At 68.1% G+C, this 16,394-nt stretch carries 12 protein-coding genes; 7 read left to right on the forward strand and 5 right to left on the reverse strand.

Annotation, left to right across the window (positions count from 1 at the left end):
- Nucleotides 1-24 precede the first annotated feature (24 nt).
- Genes MKL11_RS07475 through MKL11_RS07495 form a run of 5 tightly spaced genes read right to left on the reverse strand, consistent with a single transcriptional unit; the run spans nt 25 to nt 5,878 of the window.
- Nucleotides 25-729 carry an ABC transporter ATP-binding protein gene (locus tag MKL11_RS07475; protein ID WP_243941773.1) on the reverse strand — a complete coding sequence of 235 codons (705 nt, stop codon included), beginning with the start codon at nt 727-729 and terminating at the stop codon, nt 25-27.
- Nucleotides 726-2,615 (reverse strand): ABC transporter permease subunit, encoded by a 1,890-nt coding sequence (locus MKL11_RS07480; protein WP_243941775.1) that lies wholly within the window; start codon nt 2,613-2,615, stop codon nt 726-728. Before MKL11_RS07480 ends, MKL11_RS07475 begins: the two co-directional genes overlap by 4 nt.
- The gene (locus MKL11_RS07485) at nt 2,615-3,490 is read right to left on the reverse strand and encodes a branched-chain amino acid ABC transporter permease (RefSeq protein WP_243941777.1); all 876 of its coding nucleotides are present in this window, start codon (nt 3,488-3,490) and stop codon (nt 2,615-2,617) included. The genes MKL11_RS07480 and MKL11_RS07485 overlap by 1 nt, the downstream gene beginning before the upstream one ends.
- Nucleotides 3,491-3,500: 10 nt before the next feature.
- On the reverse strand, nt 3,501-4,808 hold the full coding sequence (locus MKL11_RS07490; RefSeq protein WP_243941779.1) for a substrate-binding protein: 1,308 nt from the start codon (nt 4,806-4,808) through the stop codon (nt 3,501-3,503).
- Between the two features lie 44 nt (nt 4,809-4,852).
- A complete protein-coding gene (locus MKL11_RS07495; RefSeq protein WP_243941781.1) occupies nt 4,853-5,878 on the reverse strand; it encodes a carbon-nitrogen hydrolase family protein in 1,026 nt (341 codons plus the stop codon).
- Nucleotides 5,879-6,016: 138 nt separating this feature from the next.
- On the opposite strand from MKL11_RS07495, the gene MKL11_RS07500 reads away from it, so the two are divergent.
- The 7 genes from MKL11_RS07500 (at nt 6,017) to MKL11_RS07530 (ending at nt 16,364) form a co-directional block, all read left to right on the forward strand.
- Complete coding sequence (locus tag MKL11_RS07500) at nt 6,017-7,000, forward strand: LysR family transcriptional regulator (protein WP_243941783.1); 984 nt, start codon at nt 6,017-6,019, stop codon at nt 6,998-7,000.
- Nucleotides 7,001-8,017: 1,017 nt separating this feature from the next.
- Nucleotides 8,018-9,409 carry a sodium:solute symporter family protein gene (locus MKL11_RS07505; RefSeq protein ID WP_243941785.1) on the forward strand — a complete coding sequence of 464 codons (1,392 nt, stop codon included), beginning with the start codon at nt 8,018-8,020 and terminating at the stop codon, nt 9,407-9,409.
- Between the two features lie 60 nt (nt 9,410-9,469).
- Entirely contained in the window at nt 9,470-10,327 is an 858-nt protein-coding gene (locus tag MKL11_RS07510) for a helix-turn-helix transcriptional regulator (protein WP_243941787.1), read from the forward strand.
- Nucleotides 10,328-10,455: 128 nt separating this feature from the next.
- The gene (locus MKL11_RS07515; protein WP_243941789.1) at nt 10,456-13,431 is read left to right on the forward strand and encodes a xanthine dehydrogenase family protein molybdopterin-binding subunit; all 2,976 of its coding nucleotides are present in this window, start codon (nt 10,456-10,458) and stop codon (nt 13,429-13,431) included.
- On the forward strand, nt 13,428-14,291 hold the full coding sequence (locus tag MKL11_RS07520; RefSeq protein ID WP_243941791.1) for an FAD binding domain-containing protein: 864 nt from the start codon (nt 13,428-13,430) through the stop codon (nt 14,289-14,291). Before MKL11_RS07515 ends, MKL11_RS07520 begins: the two co-directional genes overlap by 4 nt.
- Nucleotides 14,279-14,812: a (2Fe-2S)-binding protein gene (locus MKL11_RS07525; protein ID WP_029357551.1), complete on the forward strand. Its 534-nt coding sequence runs from the start codon at nt 14,279-14,281 to the stop codon at nt 14,810-14,812. Before MKL11_RS07520 ends, MKL11_RS07525 begins: the two co-directional genes overlap by 13 nt.
- Complete coding sequence (locus tag MKL11_RS07530; protein ID WP_243941793.1) at nt 14,805-16,364, forward strand: AMP-binding protein; 1,560 nt, start codon at nt 14,805-14,807, stop codon at nt 16,362-16,364. Before MKL11_RS07525 ends, MKL11_RS07530 begins: the two co-directional genes overlap by 8 nt.
- The last annotated feature ends 30 nt before the right edge of the window (nt 16,365-16,394 follow it).

Consider the following 16,394-nt stretch of genomic DNA (forward strand, 5'->3'; position numbering starts at 1 on the left):
TCGAGACGGTGTCCGTGGTCTCGCTCACGGCGCCAAGCCCATGAAGTTCCGCATCGGAGCGGGATCCGTCCGGAGAGCGGAGGCCTGCCCCTCGTAGACGACGTGGCCGTTGTTGAGGCCGTAGACCCGGTCGGCGAAGCTCAGGACCGCTGCGACGTTCTGCTCGACCACGACGATCGTGCGCCCTTCCGCGGCCAGACGCTTCGTCAACACGACCAGATCCTGAACGATCAGCGGCGCCAGCCCCTCGAAGGGCTCGTCGAGGAGGAGGATGCGCGGGTCGCGGACCAGGGCGCGGGCGATCGAGAGCATCTGCTGCTCGCCCCCCGAGAGGGTGCGCCCCCGCGAGGTGCGTCGCTCCTTGAGCCGGGGGAAGATCTCCCAGATCCGGTTGAGGGGCCACGCCTTGGGGGCGGTCAGGCGCGCGACGCGGAGGTTCTCCTCCACGGTCAGGCCGCCGAACACGGCGCGCTCCTCCGGCACGAGCTGCATGCCGACGCGGGCGATCTGCGAGGGCGGGAGCCCGTGGATCGCCTTGCCGTCGAGGCGGATCGTGCCGCGCCGGGGGCTGAGCACGCCCATCAGCGTGCGCAGCGACGTGGTCTTGCCGGCGCCGTTGCGGCCAAGGAGGGCCACGACCTCGTTCTCCTCAACCCGCAGGGAGACGCCGAACAGGATGTGGGAATCTCCGTAGAGGGTGTCGATGCCCTCGACTTCGAGCAGGCTCATGCGGCGCTCCCCAGGGTGGCACCGGCTTCCGCCGGGCCGGTACCGAGATAGGCGCGCTGGACGGCTGCGTCCCGGCGCACGGAATCGGTTGGGCCGTTGGCGAGGAGGCGGCCCTCGCACAGCACGGTGATCCGCTCGGCGAGGTCGAAGATGGCGTCGAGGTCGTGCTCCACCACGACGACCGTGCAAGTCTTCGCGATGCGCCGGATCAGGGCGCAGGTCGCCGCCCGCTCCGACAGGCTCATGCCGGCCAAGGGTTCGTCGAGGAGCAGCACGTTCGGGCTAGTGGCGAGCGCCATGCCGATCTCCAGCCGTCGCTTCTCGCCATAGGCCAGGACGCTCGCCGGGGTGCCGGCCCGCTCGCCGAGATCGAGAAGGTCCATCAGGGTCGCTACCTGCGCCTCCACCTCGGGGCGTCCGTCGGCGGGGGCGATGAGATCCAGGCGGAAGCCGCCCCGCGCCCGAGCCAGCGCCGCCACCCGAAGGTTTCCCCGCACCGTGAGGTTCAGGAAGAGCTGGTTGAGCTGGTTGCTCTTGGCAATGCCCCGCTGGGCCGCTCGGCTCACCCCGCCTCCGGTTAGCCGCTCGCCAAACAGCAGCACCTCGCCCGCGCTCGGGCTCACCTCGTCGGAGAGCATCTTGAACAGGGTGCTCTTGCCCGCTCCATTCGGCCCGATCACCGCGTGGATCGACCCCCGGCGCACGGTGAAGCTCACGCCGTCGACCGCCTTCAGGCCACCGTAGTGCCGGGCGAGCCCGCGCGCCTCAAGGACGATCTCCCCGCGCGCGCTGCGTCCGTCCACCGCCGGGCGCGGCATCGGCAGGGCGATCTCAGCCGGGACGGCGCGGGCCGGTGCTCCGCCGCTCGCCTCGATGGCCTCCGTCCGGGCCAGCTCCGCGCGGAGGCGACGGGCCTCCCGGCGGCGGTTCCAGAGATGCAGGATCTCCCCGCAGATGCCCCGGCGTAGGCCGATCACGAGGCCGATGAAGGCGAGCCCCAGGACGAGCTTCCACAGCGGACCGAGGCCGGGGATGAGTTGCAGGTTGTCGCGCAGCCACAGCCAGAGGGCCGCGCCGACCAGTGGCCCGACCAAGGTGCCGACGCCGCCGACGATGGTCTGCACCACGAGTTGCCCCGAGGTCTCCAGGGCGAAAGCGTCCGGCGGCATGTAGCTCTGGAACGGCCCGAGCATCGCCCCGGCGAGCCCCGCATAGAGCGCGGCGATGGTGAAGGCGGCGAGCTTGTAGGCCGGGACGTCGTGGCCGAGCATCGCCACGCGGGCGGTGTTCTCCTTCACTGCCCGCAGGATCAGCCCCACAGGGGATTTTGCGATGCGGCGGGCCAGAACGAAGCCGACGAGGAAGGTGGTCGCGAGGAGCGCGTACATCGGCAGCCCGGCGGTGATCCGCACCGCGCCCGCCCCGAAGCCGATTGTCGGAAGGGGCACCCCGGCGATGCCGTTCTCGCCGCCGGTCCATTCCGAGAGCGGGGAGTTTTCGATGAAATACGCCATCTGGCCGAAGGCCAGCGTGATCATGGCGAAGTAGATGCCGATGCGCCGGACGGCGAGCCAGCCGACGAGGAGGCCGAATAGCCCCGCCGCCAGCGTCCCAGCCAGGAGGGCGAGCCAGACGCTTCCCACCGTCCCGGAGACGAGGAGGGTGGCGGCGACGAACCCGCCCGTCCCGTAGAAGGCGGCCTGGCCGAAGGAGAGGAGGCCCGCGAGGCCGAACAGGATGTCGAGCCCGAGGCCGAACAGCGCCCAATTGAGCGCCCGCGTCAGCAGGTCGTGTGAGAAGCCCAGCGGCGGCAGCAGGAGAGGGGCGACCACCAGGAAGGCGGCGAGCGCCAGTTCGGGGAGGATGCGGCGGAGGGCAGGGGGCATCAGACGCGGCCCTCCGTGCCGAACAGCCCTTGCGGGCGCGCCACCAGCACCAGTGCCATCAGGCCGTAGAGCATCACCTCCGAATAGGCGGAGCTGAAGGCACTCGTCAGGCTGATGACCTCGCCCGCGATCAGCCCTCCCACCACCGCGCCGGGGAACGAGCCGAGCCCGCCCAGCACGATGACCACGAAGGATTGCACCATGAAGCTGGCACCCATGTCGGGCGTCACCGAGACGACGGGGGCGTAGAGCATCCCGGCGAGCCCCACCGCGACGATTCCGATGCCGAAGACGAGGAGGAAGGTGCGGCGCACGTCGATGCCGAGGATGCCGACCATGCCGGCATTCTCGATGCCCGCCCGCACCACGAGGCCGATCGCAGTCCGGTAGAGGACGAGGTAGAGGCCGAGGAGGAGCGCCGCGACGATGCCGATCAGTTGGAGCCGGTAGGTCGGGTAGACGAGGAAGCCGAGCTTGGTCGCCCCCACGCCCCAGGAAGGCAACGGCACCCGCTGGCTGTTCCCCCCGAACCACGCGCGCAACGCCTCCACGAGAACAATGCCGATGCCGTAGGTGACGAGGATCTGGTCCTCGTCGGGCCTCGCGTAGAAATGGCGGATCACCAGCCGCTCCATGGCGAAGCCGACGACCAGCATGACGGCGCAGCCGCCGAGCAGGGCGAGCAGGAAGGAATGCGTCGCCGACATCATCACGAAGGCGGTGTAGGCCCCCACGGCGAACAGCGCACCGTGGGCGAAGTTGAGCACCCCCAGGGTGCCCAGGATGATGGTGAGCCCGCTGGACACGAGCGCCAGAAGGCTCCCAAGGGCAAGGCCGTTGAAGGCCTGGGAGAGGAGAACCACCGTGTTGGGCATGGCCGGTCCCTCAGGTGTAGGGGCCGAGCTTGCAACCGAACAGGTCGGGCGGGTTCATCACGCTCTCGCCCTCGACCACGTCCACGATCTCGTAGAAATCCTCCGGCCCCTTCATCGAGGCGGGCGCCTTGCCTTTCAGGATCGGGATTGGTCGGACCATCTGGTGGTCCTCGGCGCGGTAATAGACGCGGCCGATGGTCGAGTTGTAGGGCTGGCTCTTCGAGGCCTCCATCGCTTTGATCATGTCGACCGGGTTGAACCCGCCGACCCGCTCGACCGTGAGCGCCCAGAGATAGGTCTGCATGTAGGCGATGTGGGCGCCCCAGCGTGGGTGATACTTGTTCTTGTCGAGGAAGCTCGCCACGAAGGTCTTGGCGAGGGGATAGCGGTCCTCCAGCGTCCACCAGAAATCGCAGGAGCCATAGACGCCCTGCATCAGTTCGGCGCCGAGTTCCTTGTCCTGGAAGGAGGACAGGTTCGGCACGACGAGCTTCATGCTCGATAGGACGCCGAACTGCTCGGCTTGCTTGGTCGAGGCGACCGCATCCGCGCCGAAGCAGATGTTCACGAAGACGTCGGCGCCGCTGTTGGCGATGTTGAGGAGCGCCGAGCTGTAATCGGCGGTGCCCAGCGGCACGGTCTCCTTCAGAACCTGTGTCCAGCCCGCCTCCTTGGCGAAATTGGCAAAGGATTCGTAGACCGTCTGGCCGTAGGTGTAATCCGGCACCAGGAAGGCCATCTTGCGCTTGGGACCGAGCGCCTTGGCGACCACCGGGGCCAGCGCCTTGGCGGCCATGTAGGCGTTCTGCTGCGAGCGGAAGCCGTAGCGCTGGCAGTTCTTGCCGGTGACGTCGTTCGAGCCGGCGATGCCGACCATGTAGAGGACCTTGTCGCGGCTCGCAAGTTCCTCGAGGGCGATGGCCTCGGAACTGCTCACGGAGCCCGAGAACTGAATCGCCTTGTCCCGCTGGATGAACTGGGTCGCCGCCTGCACCGCAACGTTGGGCTTCCCCTCCGTGTCGGCGACCTTGTAGCGGATCTGGCGCCCGAGGACGCCCTTGCCCTTCAGGCCCCAGGCGGCCGGGATCTCGCCGCCCGCGTTGATCTGCGCGATGGCGAGTTCGTAGCCGAGCTTCAGGTCGTTGCCATCACCGGAGAAGACGCCTGTCAGGGGCATGTTGAGGCCGACGAAGACGGAGTCAGCGCCGACACCCTCCGGGAAGGTGCCGATCGCGGCGGGCGTCTGCGCGCGGGCCAAGCCCGGCAGCATCAGTCCGGCGGCGCCCCCGAGGAGCAGCTTGCGACGGTCGAACATCATAGCACATCTCCACTCGGGCAGGGGTCGAGGCAACGCTCAGCAAGTCACGCGCCGTCGCCGGGGACAGGCGCGGAAACACCCGCGGGCGGCGGGGCGGAGCCGGGATCGCGAAAGGCCGCGGGGGCGAGGCGGCGGCGGTTCACCGTGAGGTCGAACACGTCGAAGCGGTTGTAGTAGCCGACCACGTCGTGGAACTGCTTCGGCTCGATGCAAGCTGCGAGGTCGATTTCGGCGTAGAGGATTCCCTCGTCCCGAAGGGCTTCGCCGATCTGGGCGCCGGTCGGATCAAGGAAGAACGAGGCGGCGCGCGGCGTCCCTTCCAGAACCTCGGCGGCCCGGGGATCGCAAGAGGCGATGGTGTCGAACGCCGCACGGTCGAGCACACTCGCGGTGACGAGGCCGAAGACCTTGGCCTCGAAGCAATGGGCGCCCGCCCGGAGGCGGTTCGCGGCGAGGTTGTCGTAATTGCCCCCGCCCGCTGGGCGCCGCGTCGGCCAGACCGGCGGCCAGGACGAGATATGGAACTGCTCGCCCTGCGCCATCAGGCTATAGCGGGCCAGCGAGTTGGTGTTCTCGCCGCAGATGAGTTGGCCGATCCGGCCGATCGCGGTCTCGACCACCCGCAGCCCGGCCCCATCGCCTGCCGCCCAGACCAGCTTCTCGTAGAAGGTCGGAACGAGCTTGCGGTGGTGGTTGAGGATGTCGCCGCCCTCGCCGATCAGCAGGTTGCTGTTCCACAGGCAGCCGACGCTCACGGGTGAACGCTCGCTGAGGCCGATGGAGACGATGACCCTCGCCGCCTTCGCGGCCTCGCGGATGCGGGCGACTTCCGGTCCGTCGACGAGGACCGACTGGTCGGCCATGCGGGCGAACAGGTCGTGGTTGTCGATCGGCGCCGCAAGGGCGGCCCAGACCGGAAAGGCCGGGATGAAGGTTTCCGGGAAGGCGACGAGGGCCGCGCCGGCCCTGGCCGCCTCGTGGATGAGGGAAACCGCCTTGTCCGTCGTCGCCGTGGCGTCGAGGAAGACCGGTGCGGCATGGATGGCCGCCGCCTTGAAACGGGGATTCATGAAACGGGGATTCCTGGATTGCCCTTTCGAGGCCGAGCTTAGGCAGCCTGTCCGCCGCTTGAAGCGGTCAATTCCGCAAGCGCCCTTGCACGGATCCCAAGCCGCCGACGTGGCGCGACTCTTGCGCCGCGCGAGACCATGCGTGCCCTCGATCAGCTCGACTGGGATGACCTGAAGGTCTTCGTCCATGCCGCCCGTGGGGGCAGCCTCGCGGGAGCGGCCAAGAGGCTGCGGGTCGATCAATCGACCGTCAGCCGGCGCCTCGCCCATCTGGAAGCCGCCCTGGGCGTCTCCCTGTTCGAGCGCATGCCCTCCGGCCTGCGCCTGAGCGAGGCCGGCCAGCGCCTGCTCCGCCACGCGGAGCGGGTGGAGAGCGCCATCATCGCCATGGAGGAGGAGGTCACTCCCAGCTCCGGGCAGGCCGGAGGCCGCGTCCGTCTCGCGACGATGGAGGGCATCGCCTCCCTCTATCTCGCCGAGCGGTTCGTGCGCCTGCACGAGACGCATCCCGACCTCACCGTCGAGCTGCTGACATCGCCCCAGACGGTCTATGTGAATCGCCGGGAGGCCGACCTCTTCCTGAGCTTCTTCGAGCCACCGGGGCAGGGGCTCGTCTCCGAGCGGATCGGCCGCTTCCGGCTCGGGCTCTACGCCTCACCGGGCTACCTCGACCGGGCGGGAACGCCACGATCCATCCAGGATCTGGAGCGCCACGCCTTTGTCACCTACGTCGAAGACCTCGTGCAGGTCGATTGCGTGCGGTGGCTCGACGAAATCATCGCGGATCGGCGTACCGTGTTCCACTCGACGAGCATGATCGCGCAGAAGCAGGCGGCCGCCGGTGGGCTCGGCATCGTCCTCCTCCCAAGCTTCGCGGTTGCCGGACGCGACCTCCTGGTCCCGGTACTGCACGATGACTTGTCGACGATTCGAGATCTCTGGCTCAACGTCCACACCGACCTGCAATTCTCGCCCCGCATCAGGGCGGTCTCGGCCTTCCTGAAAACTCTATTCCGCTCCGATCCCACGCTGCAGGTCAATCTTCGGCTTCCGCAACCAATCTCTGTTTTGGGGCCCGCGATGTCTTCAGTGGACTTGCCCGAAACTGCCCAGGCCGTTTGATGCTCGAAGACAAAAAATATCTCTCAAATGTTATTCAATATGCATTTAGTGAGATTGACCCTGGGGACCAATCAGCGTCCTGGCGTTTAAGTATATCTTATTCTGCGATCCACCTTCCACCCCGATGGGAATGTCCGCTTTGGGGAGCCGCGCCGATCATTTCCTGTGACCGGGTTGGGTCGGGAGGCGGCTGTCCGTTCCGCGCCAAGTGTGGAAATTGGCGGTCTGCCCGGAAGCAGACGTTCGGCTTCGCGCCCATTGCTGCCACTCAGCCGAACCGGGCAGCAACCTAAAAGCAGACGTTCTATCGGCAGCTTAGCGATAGCCTGATTGTCGATGTATCCGACGGTGCATCGCCGTAGGGAGGCTTCGCAGGTACCTTCACGAATTTCGCTCCGAGGCGCACAATCCCCCGGTGGACCTTCTACGACACCATAGTTGAGGTCAGCCTCGCCCTTGCGCCGTCACTGACGGCCTACGCCCCTTCGTGCCCCAAGCTAAGCTGAGTTTGCTCAACTGCCGCAAAAGACCGCTATCGGGATGCGCCAACTCCGCCCGAGATGGCAGACATGGGTCGCGAGGAGTATGTTAGCTTTCTCGGCTAGCGTGCTACTCAGTGACTATCCCACGTAAAGTCGATACAAATGCGTTCTGATAACATTTTGACCCATTTGATTGTCTAATTTTGTAGGTGTTCGAGCACACTACGACCTATAACATCTATTTAATCGGTAAAATTGATTTAATAAAAATTCAAATCAATATAAAAATGTTTCTTGACCTGCCGCGCCCTGCTTAGGGTGCGCTTTATATAGATTATCGTGCTGAATCAGATAATCTGATGGTGCCGATCAAATCAAAATATTTGTCCGCTTCCTCTTCAAAATCTAGTTTCCCCCGTAATGGCCGTTGCTTCTCGCTCCTGCGAGGAAAGCTGCGGCCCCGAATGATTTCGGAGGAAACATGCTGGGTTCCCTTGGCGCCCAGGCGCTACGGCGTCGCCGTTAGGCCGCACCCATGCAGCCAAACTGGATCGTTCTCTCCCTGACCCTGGCCTACATGGCGGCGATGGGGCTGATCAGTTTCTCTGTGCGACGCCATGCGAAGAGCGCTGGAAGCTTTACCTCCGGCGGCACGCGCTATCCGGCGTTCCTGATCGGCTTTCTGTTGATGTCGGAATTCATCGGGACTGCCACGAGCGTCGGTACCACACAGACGGCCTACAGAGTCGGGGTGTCGGCAGCCTGGAACGTCCTCGCCCTCGCCGTCGGATTCGTTCTTTACGCCATCCTACTCGCGCCCCGTTTTAAGGAACTCGGCGAGAATACGATCTCCGGGGCGTTGAATAAGGCCTACGGTCGCCCGACCAAGCTCGCGACCTCGGTCATTATGATCTTCGCTCTTCAGATCGTCGCAGTCTCAACCTATGCGGGCGGCGGTACGATCCTGGCAGGTCTCCTCAATGTCGATCGGACCAGTGCCATCGTCATCACGGGTATCGTCGCGACGCTCTATGTTAGTGTCGGGGGGATGCGCTCGGTCATCTACACGAATGTCCTCCATGCCGTCGTGAAGTATCTTGGCATCCTCGCGGCCGTCGCCTTCGGATTGTCTCAGGTCGGCGGCCTCGCGAACCTGAGGGCCCGCGTGCCCGAAGCGATGTTCGCGGTCGATACGGTCGGCTGGTCACAGATCTTCGCGTGGATGGTCGCCGGCATCGGCGCGGTCTTCTCGACGCAATACGTGATCCAGGCCATCAATACCGTGCAGGACGGGCGCACGGCGCGGCAGGCCAGCTTTTATTGTGCCTTCCTGCTCGTGCCGTTCGGCATCGGCGCCGCCCTGGTCGGTGTCTGCGCGGCGGCGCTGCTGCCGGGAATCCCCGCGATCCAGGCTTTGCCGGGCCTAATCGCCCGGATGGACGATCTGCTGGCCGCCATCGTGGTGGCGGGATTGGCGGGGTCGCTGTTCGGCACGATCTCGGCCCTCAGCATCGGTGCCGCCACCCTGCTGTTCAAGGATTTCTATCATCCCCGCCGTCGGAGCGAGGATGGGACGTCGTCCCTGCGGTTCGTCCGCAGCATGACGGTGCTCGTGGGCCTGATCCCGATTCCCCTGGCGATCTTCGCGCCGGATATCCTGAAGGTGACCTTCCTCGCGAAATCCCTGCGGGCGACGCTGGCGGTCCTGGTCGTCTTTGCCTTCTACGCTCCGCGCTTCGGCACCCCGCGGGCCGCCGTCGTCAGCATCCTGGTTTCCCTCGTCCTGACGATCGGCTGGTTCCTCGCCGGCGATCCCGGGGGAATCGACAACGCCTATGTGGCCCTCGTCATTCCCCTAGCGGTGATGGGTACCGCCGAACTCCGGAAGAGGACCACGCTCCGGAACGAACCGGTTGCGGCGCCCTGACGGGACGGGGGTCCCGGCGGCGATCTAGCTGCCACCCGCGGACCATGCTAAATAGTGCAGATGTCCGAGGCTCTTGAGATCGCCCATGGCGCCTTCGGCCGCGTCGCGCTCCTCGACATGGACCGCAGCCTCGTCCGCCACGCGCACCCGCATTGCCACGTGCTCCTGAAGGTCGAGGGAGACGACACGCAGTTCCTCGTCGGCGATCAGGTTGTCGCGCTCACCGACGATCAGGCTGTCCTGATCAACGCCTGGGAGACCCACGCCTACCTGCACGATCCCCAGCGGGCCAAGGCGATGATCCTGGCTCTGTACATCGAGCCCGACTGGCTCGGCGCGTTCCGGCGGAATTGGGCTGCGAGCGGGGCGCCCGGTTTCTTCGGACAACCGTCGGGCGCCGTCACACCAACGATTCGCCGGCTCGCCCACGACCTCGCCGCCGAGATGGTCTACACGCCGCTTTCCTCCCACATCCAGGACGAGTTGCTGTCGAACCTGATGGTCGCCGTGATCGAGCGGTTCACGGCTTGGCGCGAGGAGCCCCTCTCCCTCCGCGCCGCCGCCCGGCGCAACGCTGGCGACTGGCGCATCCGACGCACAATCGCACGGGTGCGAGCAGAGCCCGGCGCCATGCTGGGCACCGAGGCGCTGGCACGCGAGGCGGGGCTCTCCCGCGCCCAGTTCTACCGCCTGTTCGAGCAATCCACCGGGGCCCCGCCGCATGTCTTCCTGAACGCGATCCGGATCGAGCAGGCCGTCGAGGCCATCGTGAGCAGCGAGGAGCCCATCACCGCGATCGGCATGCGCCTCGGCTTCGCCGCGCCCGCACATTTCTCGCGCTTCTTCCGGGACCACGTCAGCGTACCCCCGAGCATCTTCCGCGGTATCGTCCGGCGGGGCGGCCAGCCCGCTGCCTGACGGCGCCGTCATCAAAGAATGAGACGTTTCGGTAAGTCTCGAGACGCCTCGGCATCGCCGCACCCACACGGAGTCGCCATTCTCCCCGAGATACGGACCCCATCGAGAGGTCCGGCGGAGGAAGCGGCTTGGGTATCGTGTCATCGACCTATGTCGGACGATCGGTGGAGCGCGTCGAGGATGCCGGCTTGCTCTCCGGGCTCGGCCGCTACATCGACGACCTCGGCACGCGGCCCGGCACGCTGCAGGCGGCGATCCTGCGCTCGCCCCACGCCCATGCGGACATCCTTGGCATCGACGTCCAGGCGGCCAAGGCGCTGCCCGGCGTCACCGCCGTGGTCACGGGCCGGGACCTCGACGCCGTCACGACCGGCCTCGTCCCGGCCTTGCGGGCGGCCGTCGATGCCCGCGCCATCGCGGTGGACCGGGTGCGTTATGTCGGCGAGCCCGTCGCCATCGTCGTCGCCCGCGACCGCTACCTCGCGGAGGACGGCTGCGACCTGATCGAGGTGCAGTACCGGGTGCGCCCCGCGGTGGTTGACCCGCTGTCGGCCCTCGCCCCCGACAGCGAGATCCTGCACGAGGGCGTCGGCGTCAATTGCGTCAGCGACCGCCGCTTCCGCTACGGCGAGCCCGAGGCGGCCTTCGCGGACAGCCCGCACAGCCTGTCCGTGACCGTGCGCTACCCGCGCAACACAGGCTCGCCGATGGAGACCTACGGCGTCGTCGCCTCCTACGATCCCACCGACGATTCCTACGACGTGCTGGCGAACTTCCAGGGGCCGTTCAGCATCCACGCGGTGGTGGCCCGGGCGCTGAAGGTGCCGGGCAACCGCCTGCGCCTGCGCACGCCCCCCGATTCCGGCGGCAGCTTCGGAGTGAAGCAGGGCGTCGCGCCCTACGCCGTGCTGATCGCCGCCACGGCGCGCCTCGTCGGCCAGCCGGTGAAGTGGATCGAGGATCGGCTGGAGCACCTCTCGGCCTCCGTCTCTGCCACGAACCGGGTCACGACCCTCCAGGCCGCCTTCGACGCAGATGGGCGCGTCACCGCGCTCGACTGGGATCAGGTCGAGGATTGCGGCGCCTACCTGCGGGCGCCCGAACCCGCCACGCTCTACCGGATGCACGGCAACCTCACCGGCGCCTACGCCATCCGCAATGTCGCCGTGCGCAACCGGGTGGTGCTGACCAACAAGACGCCGACCGGCCTCGTGCGCGGCTTCGGCGGGCCGCAGGTCTACTATCCGCTCGAACGGCTGATGCAGCGCATCGCGCTGACGCTGGGCCTCGATCCCTTCGCGGTGATCCGCCGGAATCTGATTCCGGCCGACGCCTTCCCCTATCGCACCGCGACCGGCGCCCTCTACGATTCCGGCGATTACCAGCGCGCCCTCGACGAAGCCACCCGGGACGGCGGGCTCGATGAGCTGAAGCGGCGGCGGGATGCCGCCCGTGCCGAGGGCCGCCTCTATGGGATCGGCCTCACGGCGGCGGTCGAGCCCAGCGTCTCCAACATGGGCTACATCACCACTGTGCTGACGGCGGAGGAACGCGCCAAGGCCGGGCCCAAGAACGGCGCGCAATCGACCGCCACCATCACCCTCGATCCCGTCGGCTCGGTGACGGTGCAGGTCGCGTCAGTGCCCCAGGGGCAAGGTCACCGGACGGTGCTCGCCCAGGTGGTGGCCGACGTGCTCGGCCTCCCGATGGAGCAGATCCGCGTTACCGCCGACCTCGATACCGCCAAGGATGCGTGGTCCATCGCCTCGGGCAACTACGCGAGCCGCTTCGCTGCCGCCGTGGCTGGGGTCGCGCACCTCGCCGCCACCCGCCTGCGCGACAGGCTCGCGCGGATCGCGGCGGCGCAGCTGAACCTGCGTCCCGAGGACTTGCTCTTCGCGGGCGGTCGCATCGCCTCGCGATTGAACCCGGACGCGGGCCTGCCCTTCGCGCGGGTGGCCGCCACGAGCCACTGGTCGCCGGGCCTCGTGCCCGAGGATCTCGGCGCGGTGATCCGCGAGACGGTGTTCTGGACACCCCCGGAATTGACGGCGCCGGACGCCGAGGACCACATCAACTCCTCCCTCTGCCACGGCTTCATCTTCGACATCTGCGGCCTGGAGATCGACCGGGTCACCGGCAAGATCATCATCGATCGCTACGTCTCGATGCACGATTGCGGGCGCATCTTGCACCCGGGCATGGTCGAGGGGCAGGTGCGCGGCGGCTTCGCGCAGGCGCTCGGCGCGGCGGTCTTCGAGGAACTTTCCTACGGCGACGATGGCGCTTTCCTGTCCGGAACCTTCGCCGATTACCTGCTGCCCACCGCGACCGAGGTGCCGGATCTACGCATCCTGCACGTCGAGAGTCCGTCGCCCTTCACGCCGCTCGGCGCCAAGGGAGTCGGCGAGGGCAACTGCATGTCGACGCCGGTCTGCCTCGCCAACGCGGTGGCCGACGCGCTGGGCATCGAGGCCATCGACCTGCCCCTGACCCCCGCCAAGCTCGCTGCCCTCGCGGCGGGCGGGGAGGAACGAGCGCCCCCCGCCGGCCACTCTGCACCGAAGCCCGCCACGAAGGCGGGCGACCGCACCCTGCGCGGGGAGGGCTCGGCCGCCGTCACGGCTCCGCCGGAGACGGTCTGGGCGATGCTCCTCGACCCGGACGTGCTCGCCTCCGTCATCCCCGGTTCGCACGGGGTGCGGAAGCTCTCCAGTACAAAGTTCCAGGCCGACGTCACCCTCGGCGTCGGCCCGGTGAAGGGCCGCTACAAGGCCGAGGTCACCCTCAGCGATCTCGATGAGCCCCGGGCGGTAACGCTCACCGGCACGGTGACGGGTGGCCTCGGCAGCGGCGGCGGCACCGGCCGCCTGACCCTGGAGCCCGACGGCGCCGGGGGGACGCGGATCGCCTACGTCTACGAGGCGGCGGTGGGCGGCAAGGTCGCGGCGGTGGGCGGGCGCCTCCTCGACGGAGCCGCGCGGGTGATCATCGGCGGGTTCTTCACGGCCCTGGCTCGCCGAGCCGGCGGGTCCGGCGAGCGCAGGCTCCGCCTCCCGGCCGCCCTGCGATGGCTCCTCGCGCGCCTGGGAGTGTCCGCATGAAGCCCGCGCCCTTCGCCTATCTGCGCGCTACGTCCCTGGACGACGCCTTGGAAGCCCTGCGCCAGCACGGCCCCGAGGCCCGGATCATCGCGGGCGGCCAGTCCCTGATGCCGATGCTCAACATGCGGCTGACGAAGCCCACCGTGCTCGTCGACGTGATGCGCATCCCCGCTCTCAAAGAGCCCCGTCTCGACAAGGGGGCTCTCGTCATCCCGGCGGGCGTGCGGCAGGCGATCTTGCTCGACCGGCCAGAGCTTGCCCGGGACCTGCCGCTGCTGGCCGCCGCCCTGCCGTGGGTCGGGCACATCCAGACCCGGGCACGGGGGACTCTGTGCGGCTCCGTCGCCCATGCCGACCCGAGCGCGGAAATCCCCCTCTGCCTCGTGGCGCTGCAGGGCGAGATTCACCTACGCAGCCGCCGGAAAGTCCGGCGCGTGGCGGCCGAGGACTTCTTCACCGGCATGATGGTCACCGACCGGGCCGACGATGAGATGATTGAGGCCATCGCCTATCCCCTCCGCCGGGAGGGCGCCGGCACCGCCTTCGCCGAGGTGGGGCGTCGGCACGGCGACTACGCCATCGTCGCCTGCGCGGCGATCGTGGACGGCACCCGGATGCGGCTCGCCGTCGGCGGCGTCGCGGACCGGCCCACCGCCCGTGACTTCCCCCACCTCGCCGGCTCGGCGCTGGACGATGCTCTGAACACCTTCGCCTGGGACCTCGGCGCGGGGGACGATCTCCATGGCACTGCCCGCTACCGCCGCGACCTCGTGCGGAGTCTCGGCCGCCGGGTGCTGGAGGAAGCGGCAAGGGCCGCAAGAGGCGACACCCATCAGGAGGCCGTGCCATGCCACAGCTAGACGCGAAGGGCCGTCACACGGTGGCTTTCACCCTCAACGGGCGCGAGACCACGGTCGAGGTCGAGACCCGCACCCTGCTGACCGACGCCCTGCGCCACGGGCTCGGGGCCACGGGCACGCATGTCGGCTGCGAGCACGGCGTCTGCGGCGCCTGCACGGTGTCCATCGACGGGGTGCCCGCCCGGGCCTGCCTGACGCTGGCCGTGGGGGTTGAGGGCTGCGCCGTGCGGACCGTCGAGGGTCTGGCTCCGGAGCCCGGCCGGCTCGGAGTGCTGCAGGCGGCCTTCCGGCGGCGGCACGCCCTGCAATGCGGCTTCTGCACCGCCGGCATCCTGATGTCGCTCGATGCCTATCTCGTGCTTCGGCCGAACCCGTCGCGCCGGGAGATCACGGAAGTGATCGGCGGCCATCTCTGCCGCTGCACCGGCTACGCGCCGATCATTGAGGCCGCCCTGGAGGCGGCTGCGGAACTCAGGGGCGACATCCCGGCCCCGTCATCCCCGGAGGCCGCCCATGCTTGATCTCGGCACCAGCTTCCTTGCGAGCGTCTCCCGCGATCCCCGCGCCCTGGCCCTTGTCGATGGGCAGACCCGGCTGACCTACACGGAGTGGTTCGCGGTGATCTCCGCGACGGTCGCGGGGCTCGACCGGCTCGGGCTGAAGCCCGGCGACCACCTCGTCACGGTCCTTCAGAACCGGCACGAGGCGGCGACCCTGCACTGGGCCTGCCAGTTCGCGGGTATCGTGATCACGCCGATCAACTGGCGGGCCAAGGCCGAGGAGATCGATTTCGCGATCGAGAACGCGCAAGCCCGCGCCATCGCCTACGAACCGGTCTCGACCGGGAGCCTGCGGGATAGCGCGGCGTCGCAGCGGATACCGCGCATCGCCGTCGGCACGCCACTCGGCCCCGGCGAGACCGCCTTCGCCGACCTCGCCGCCACCGAAGGCCCCCCGGCGACGCCCCGGGTCGACGCGGAGGCGATCTCGCTGATGCTCTACACCTCTGGCACCACCGCCAAGCCCAAGGGGGTCCCACGGCGACACCGGGCGGAGCGGGCGGCGGCGCTCGCCCACGTGGCGCAGAACCTCTACGGGCGTGGCGAGCGGACGCTCGGCGTCATGCCGCTCTACCACACGATGGGAGTGCGCTCGCTCCTCGCCATGTCGCTGATCGGCGGGACCTTCGTCTGCCTGCCGCGCTTCGACGTGGCCGGGGCGCTGCGGCTGATCGCGGCCGAGCGGATCACCAACCTCTACCTCGTGCCGACCCTCTATCACGACCTCGTGCACCACCGGGATTTCCCGGCGACCGACACGACCTCCGTGCGCAAGCTCGGCTTCGCCGGAGCGCCGATGACGGACGGCCTGCTCGCCCGCCTGACCGAGGCGTTCCGGCCGGACCTGTTCGTCAACCATTACGGCTCTTCGGAGGTCTACACCTTCACGATCAACCACGAGGCGGCGGTGAAACCCGGCTCGGCCGGGCGGGCGGGCCTCAACACCATGGTGCGTGTCGTGCCCATGGGGGACGACTTAGGCCGAACCGCCGCGCCGGGCGAGGAGGGCGAGATCGCCGTCATCGCCAAGGGCGACGAAGCCTTCGAGGGCTACTGGCATCGCCCCGAGGCCGACGCCAAGGCCTTTCGCGACGGCTGGTACTTCACCGGCGATACCGGCTTCGCCGACGCCGATGGCGACCTCTACGTCACCGGCCGGGTCGACGACATGATCATCACCGGGGGCGAGAATGTCTCGCCCGTCGAGATCGAGAGTCGCCTGTCCCTGCATCCGGCTGTGTCCGAGGTCGCCGTCGTGGGCTTGCCCGACGAGCGCTGGGGCCGGATCGTCGCGGCCTTCATCAAGCGGAGCGGTAGCACCGACGAAGCGGCGCTCGACGCCCATTGCCGGGCGGGCGGCCTGCCGAGTCACAAGCTGCCGCGCCGCTACGTCTTCGTGGACGAGATCCCGAAATCGCCGGTCGGCAAGCTGCTGCGCCGTCAGCTCGTGGCCGGCGAGTACGTGCCCGAGGGCGAGGCCGAGCCCCGCGCCGAAGGCCACGAGGCCGCCTGACACCCCCCAACGAATTTCAGCGAGAGCCCA

It is taken from the genome of Methylobacterium sp. J-077 (genome assembly GCF_022829365.1).
Taxonomy (GTDB): Bacteria; Pseudomonadota; Alphaproteobacteria; order Rhizobiales; family Beijerinckiaceae; genus Methylobacterium.

Coding starts and splice junctions, on each gene's coding strand:
- MKL11_RS07505 (WP_243941785.1), top strand. CDS start 8,018: ATGCAGCCAAACTGGATCGTTCTCTCCCTGACCCTGGCCTACATGGCG.
- MKL11_RS07480 (WP_243941775.1), bottom strand. CDS start 2,615: ATGCCCCCTGCCCTCCGCCGCATCCTCCCCGAACTGGCGCTCGCCGCC.
- MKL11_RS07525 (WP_029357551.1), top strand. CDS start 14,279: ATGCCACAGCTAGACGCGAAGGGCCGTCACACGGTGGCTTTCACCCTC.
- MKL11_RS07510 (WP_243941787.1), top strand. CDS start 9,470: ATGTCCGAGGCTCTTGAGATCGCCCATGGCGCCTTCGGCCGCGTCGCG.
- MKL11_RS07495 (WP_243941781.1), bottom strand. CDS start 5,878: ATGAATCCCCGTTTCAAGGCGGCGGCCATCCATGCCGCACCGGTCTTC.
- MKL11_RS07500 (WP_243941783.1), top strand. CDS start 6,017: ATGCGTGCCCTCGATCAGCTCGACTGGGATGACCTGAAGGTCTTCGTC.
- MKL11_RS07520 (WP_243941791.1), top strand. CDS start 13,428: ATGAAGCCCGCGCCCTTCGCCTATCTGCGCGCTACGTCCCTGGACGAC.
- MKL11_RS07490 (WP_243941779.1), bottom strand. CDS start 4,808: ATGATGTTCGACCGTCGCAAGCTGCTCCTCGGGGGCGCCGCCGGACTG.
- MKL11_RS07485 (WP_243941777.1), bottom strand. CDS start 3,490: ATGCCCAACACGGTGGTTCTCCTCTCCCAGGCCTTCAACGGCCTTGCC.
- MKL11_RS07475 (WP_243941773.1), bottom strand. CDS start 729: ATGAGCCTGCTCGAAGTCGAGGGCATCGACACCCTCTACGGAGATTCC.
- MKL11_RS07530 (WP_243941793.1), top strand. CDS start 14,805: ATGCTTGATCTCGGCACCAGCTTCCTTGCGAGCGTCTCCCGCGATCCC.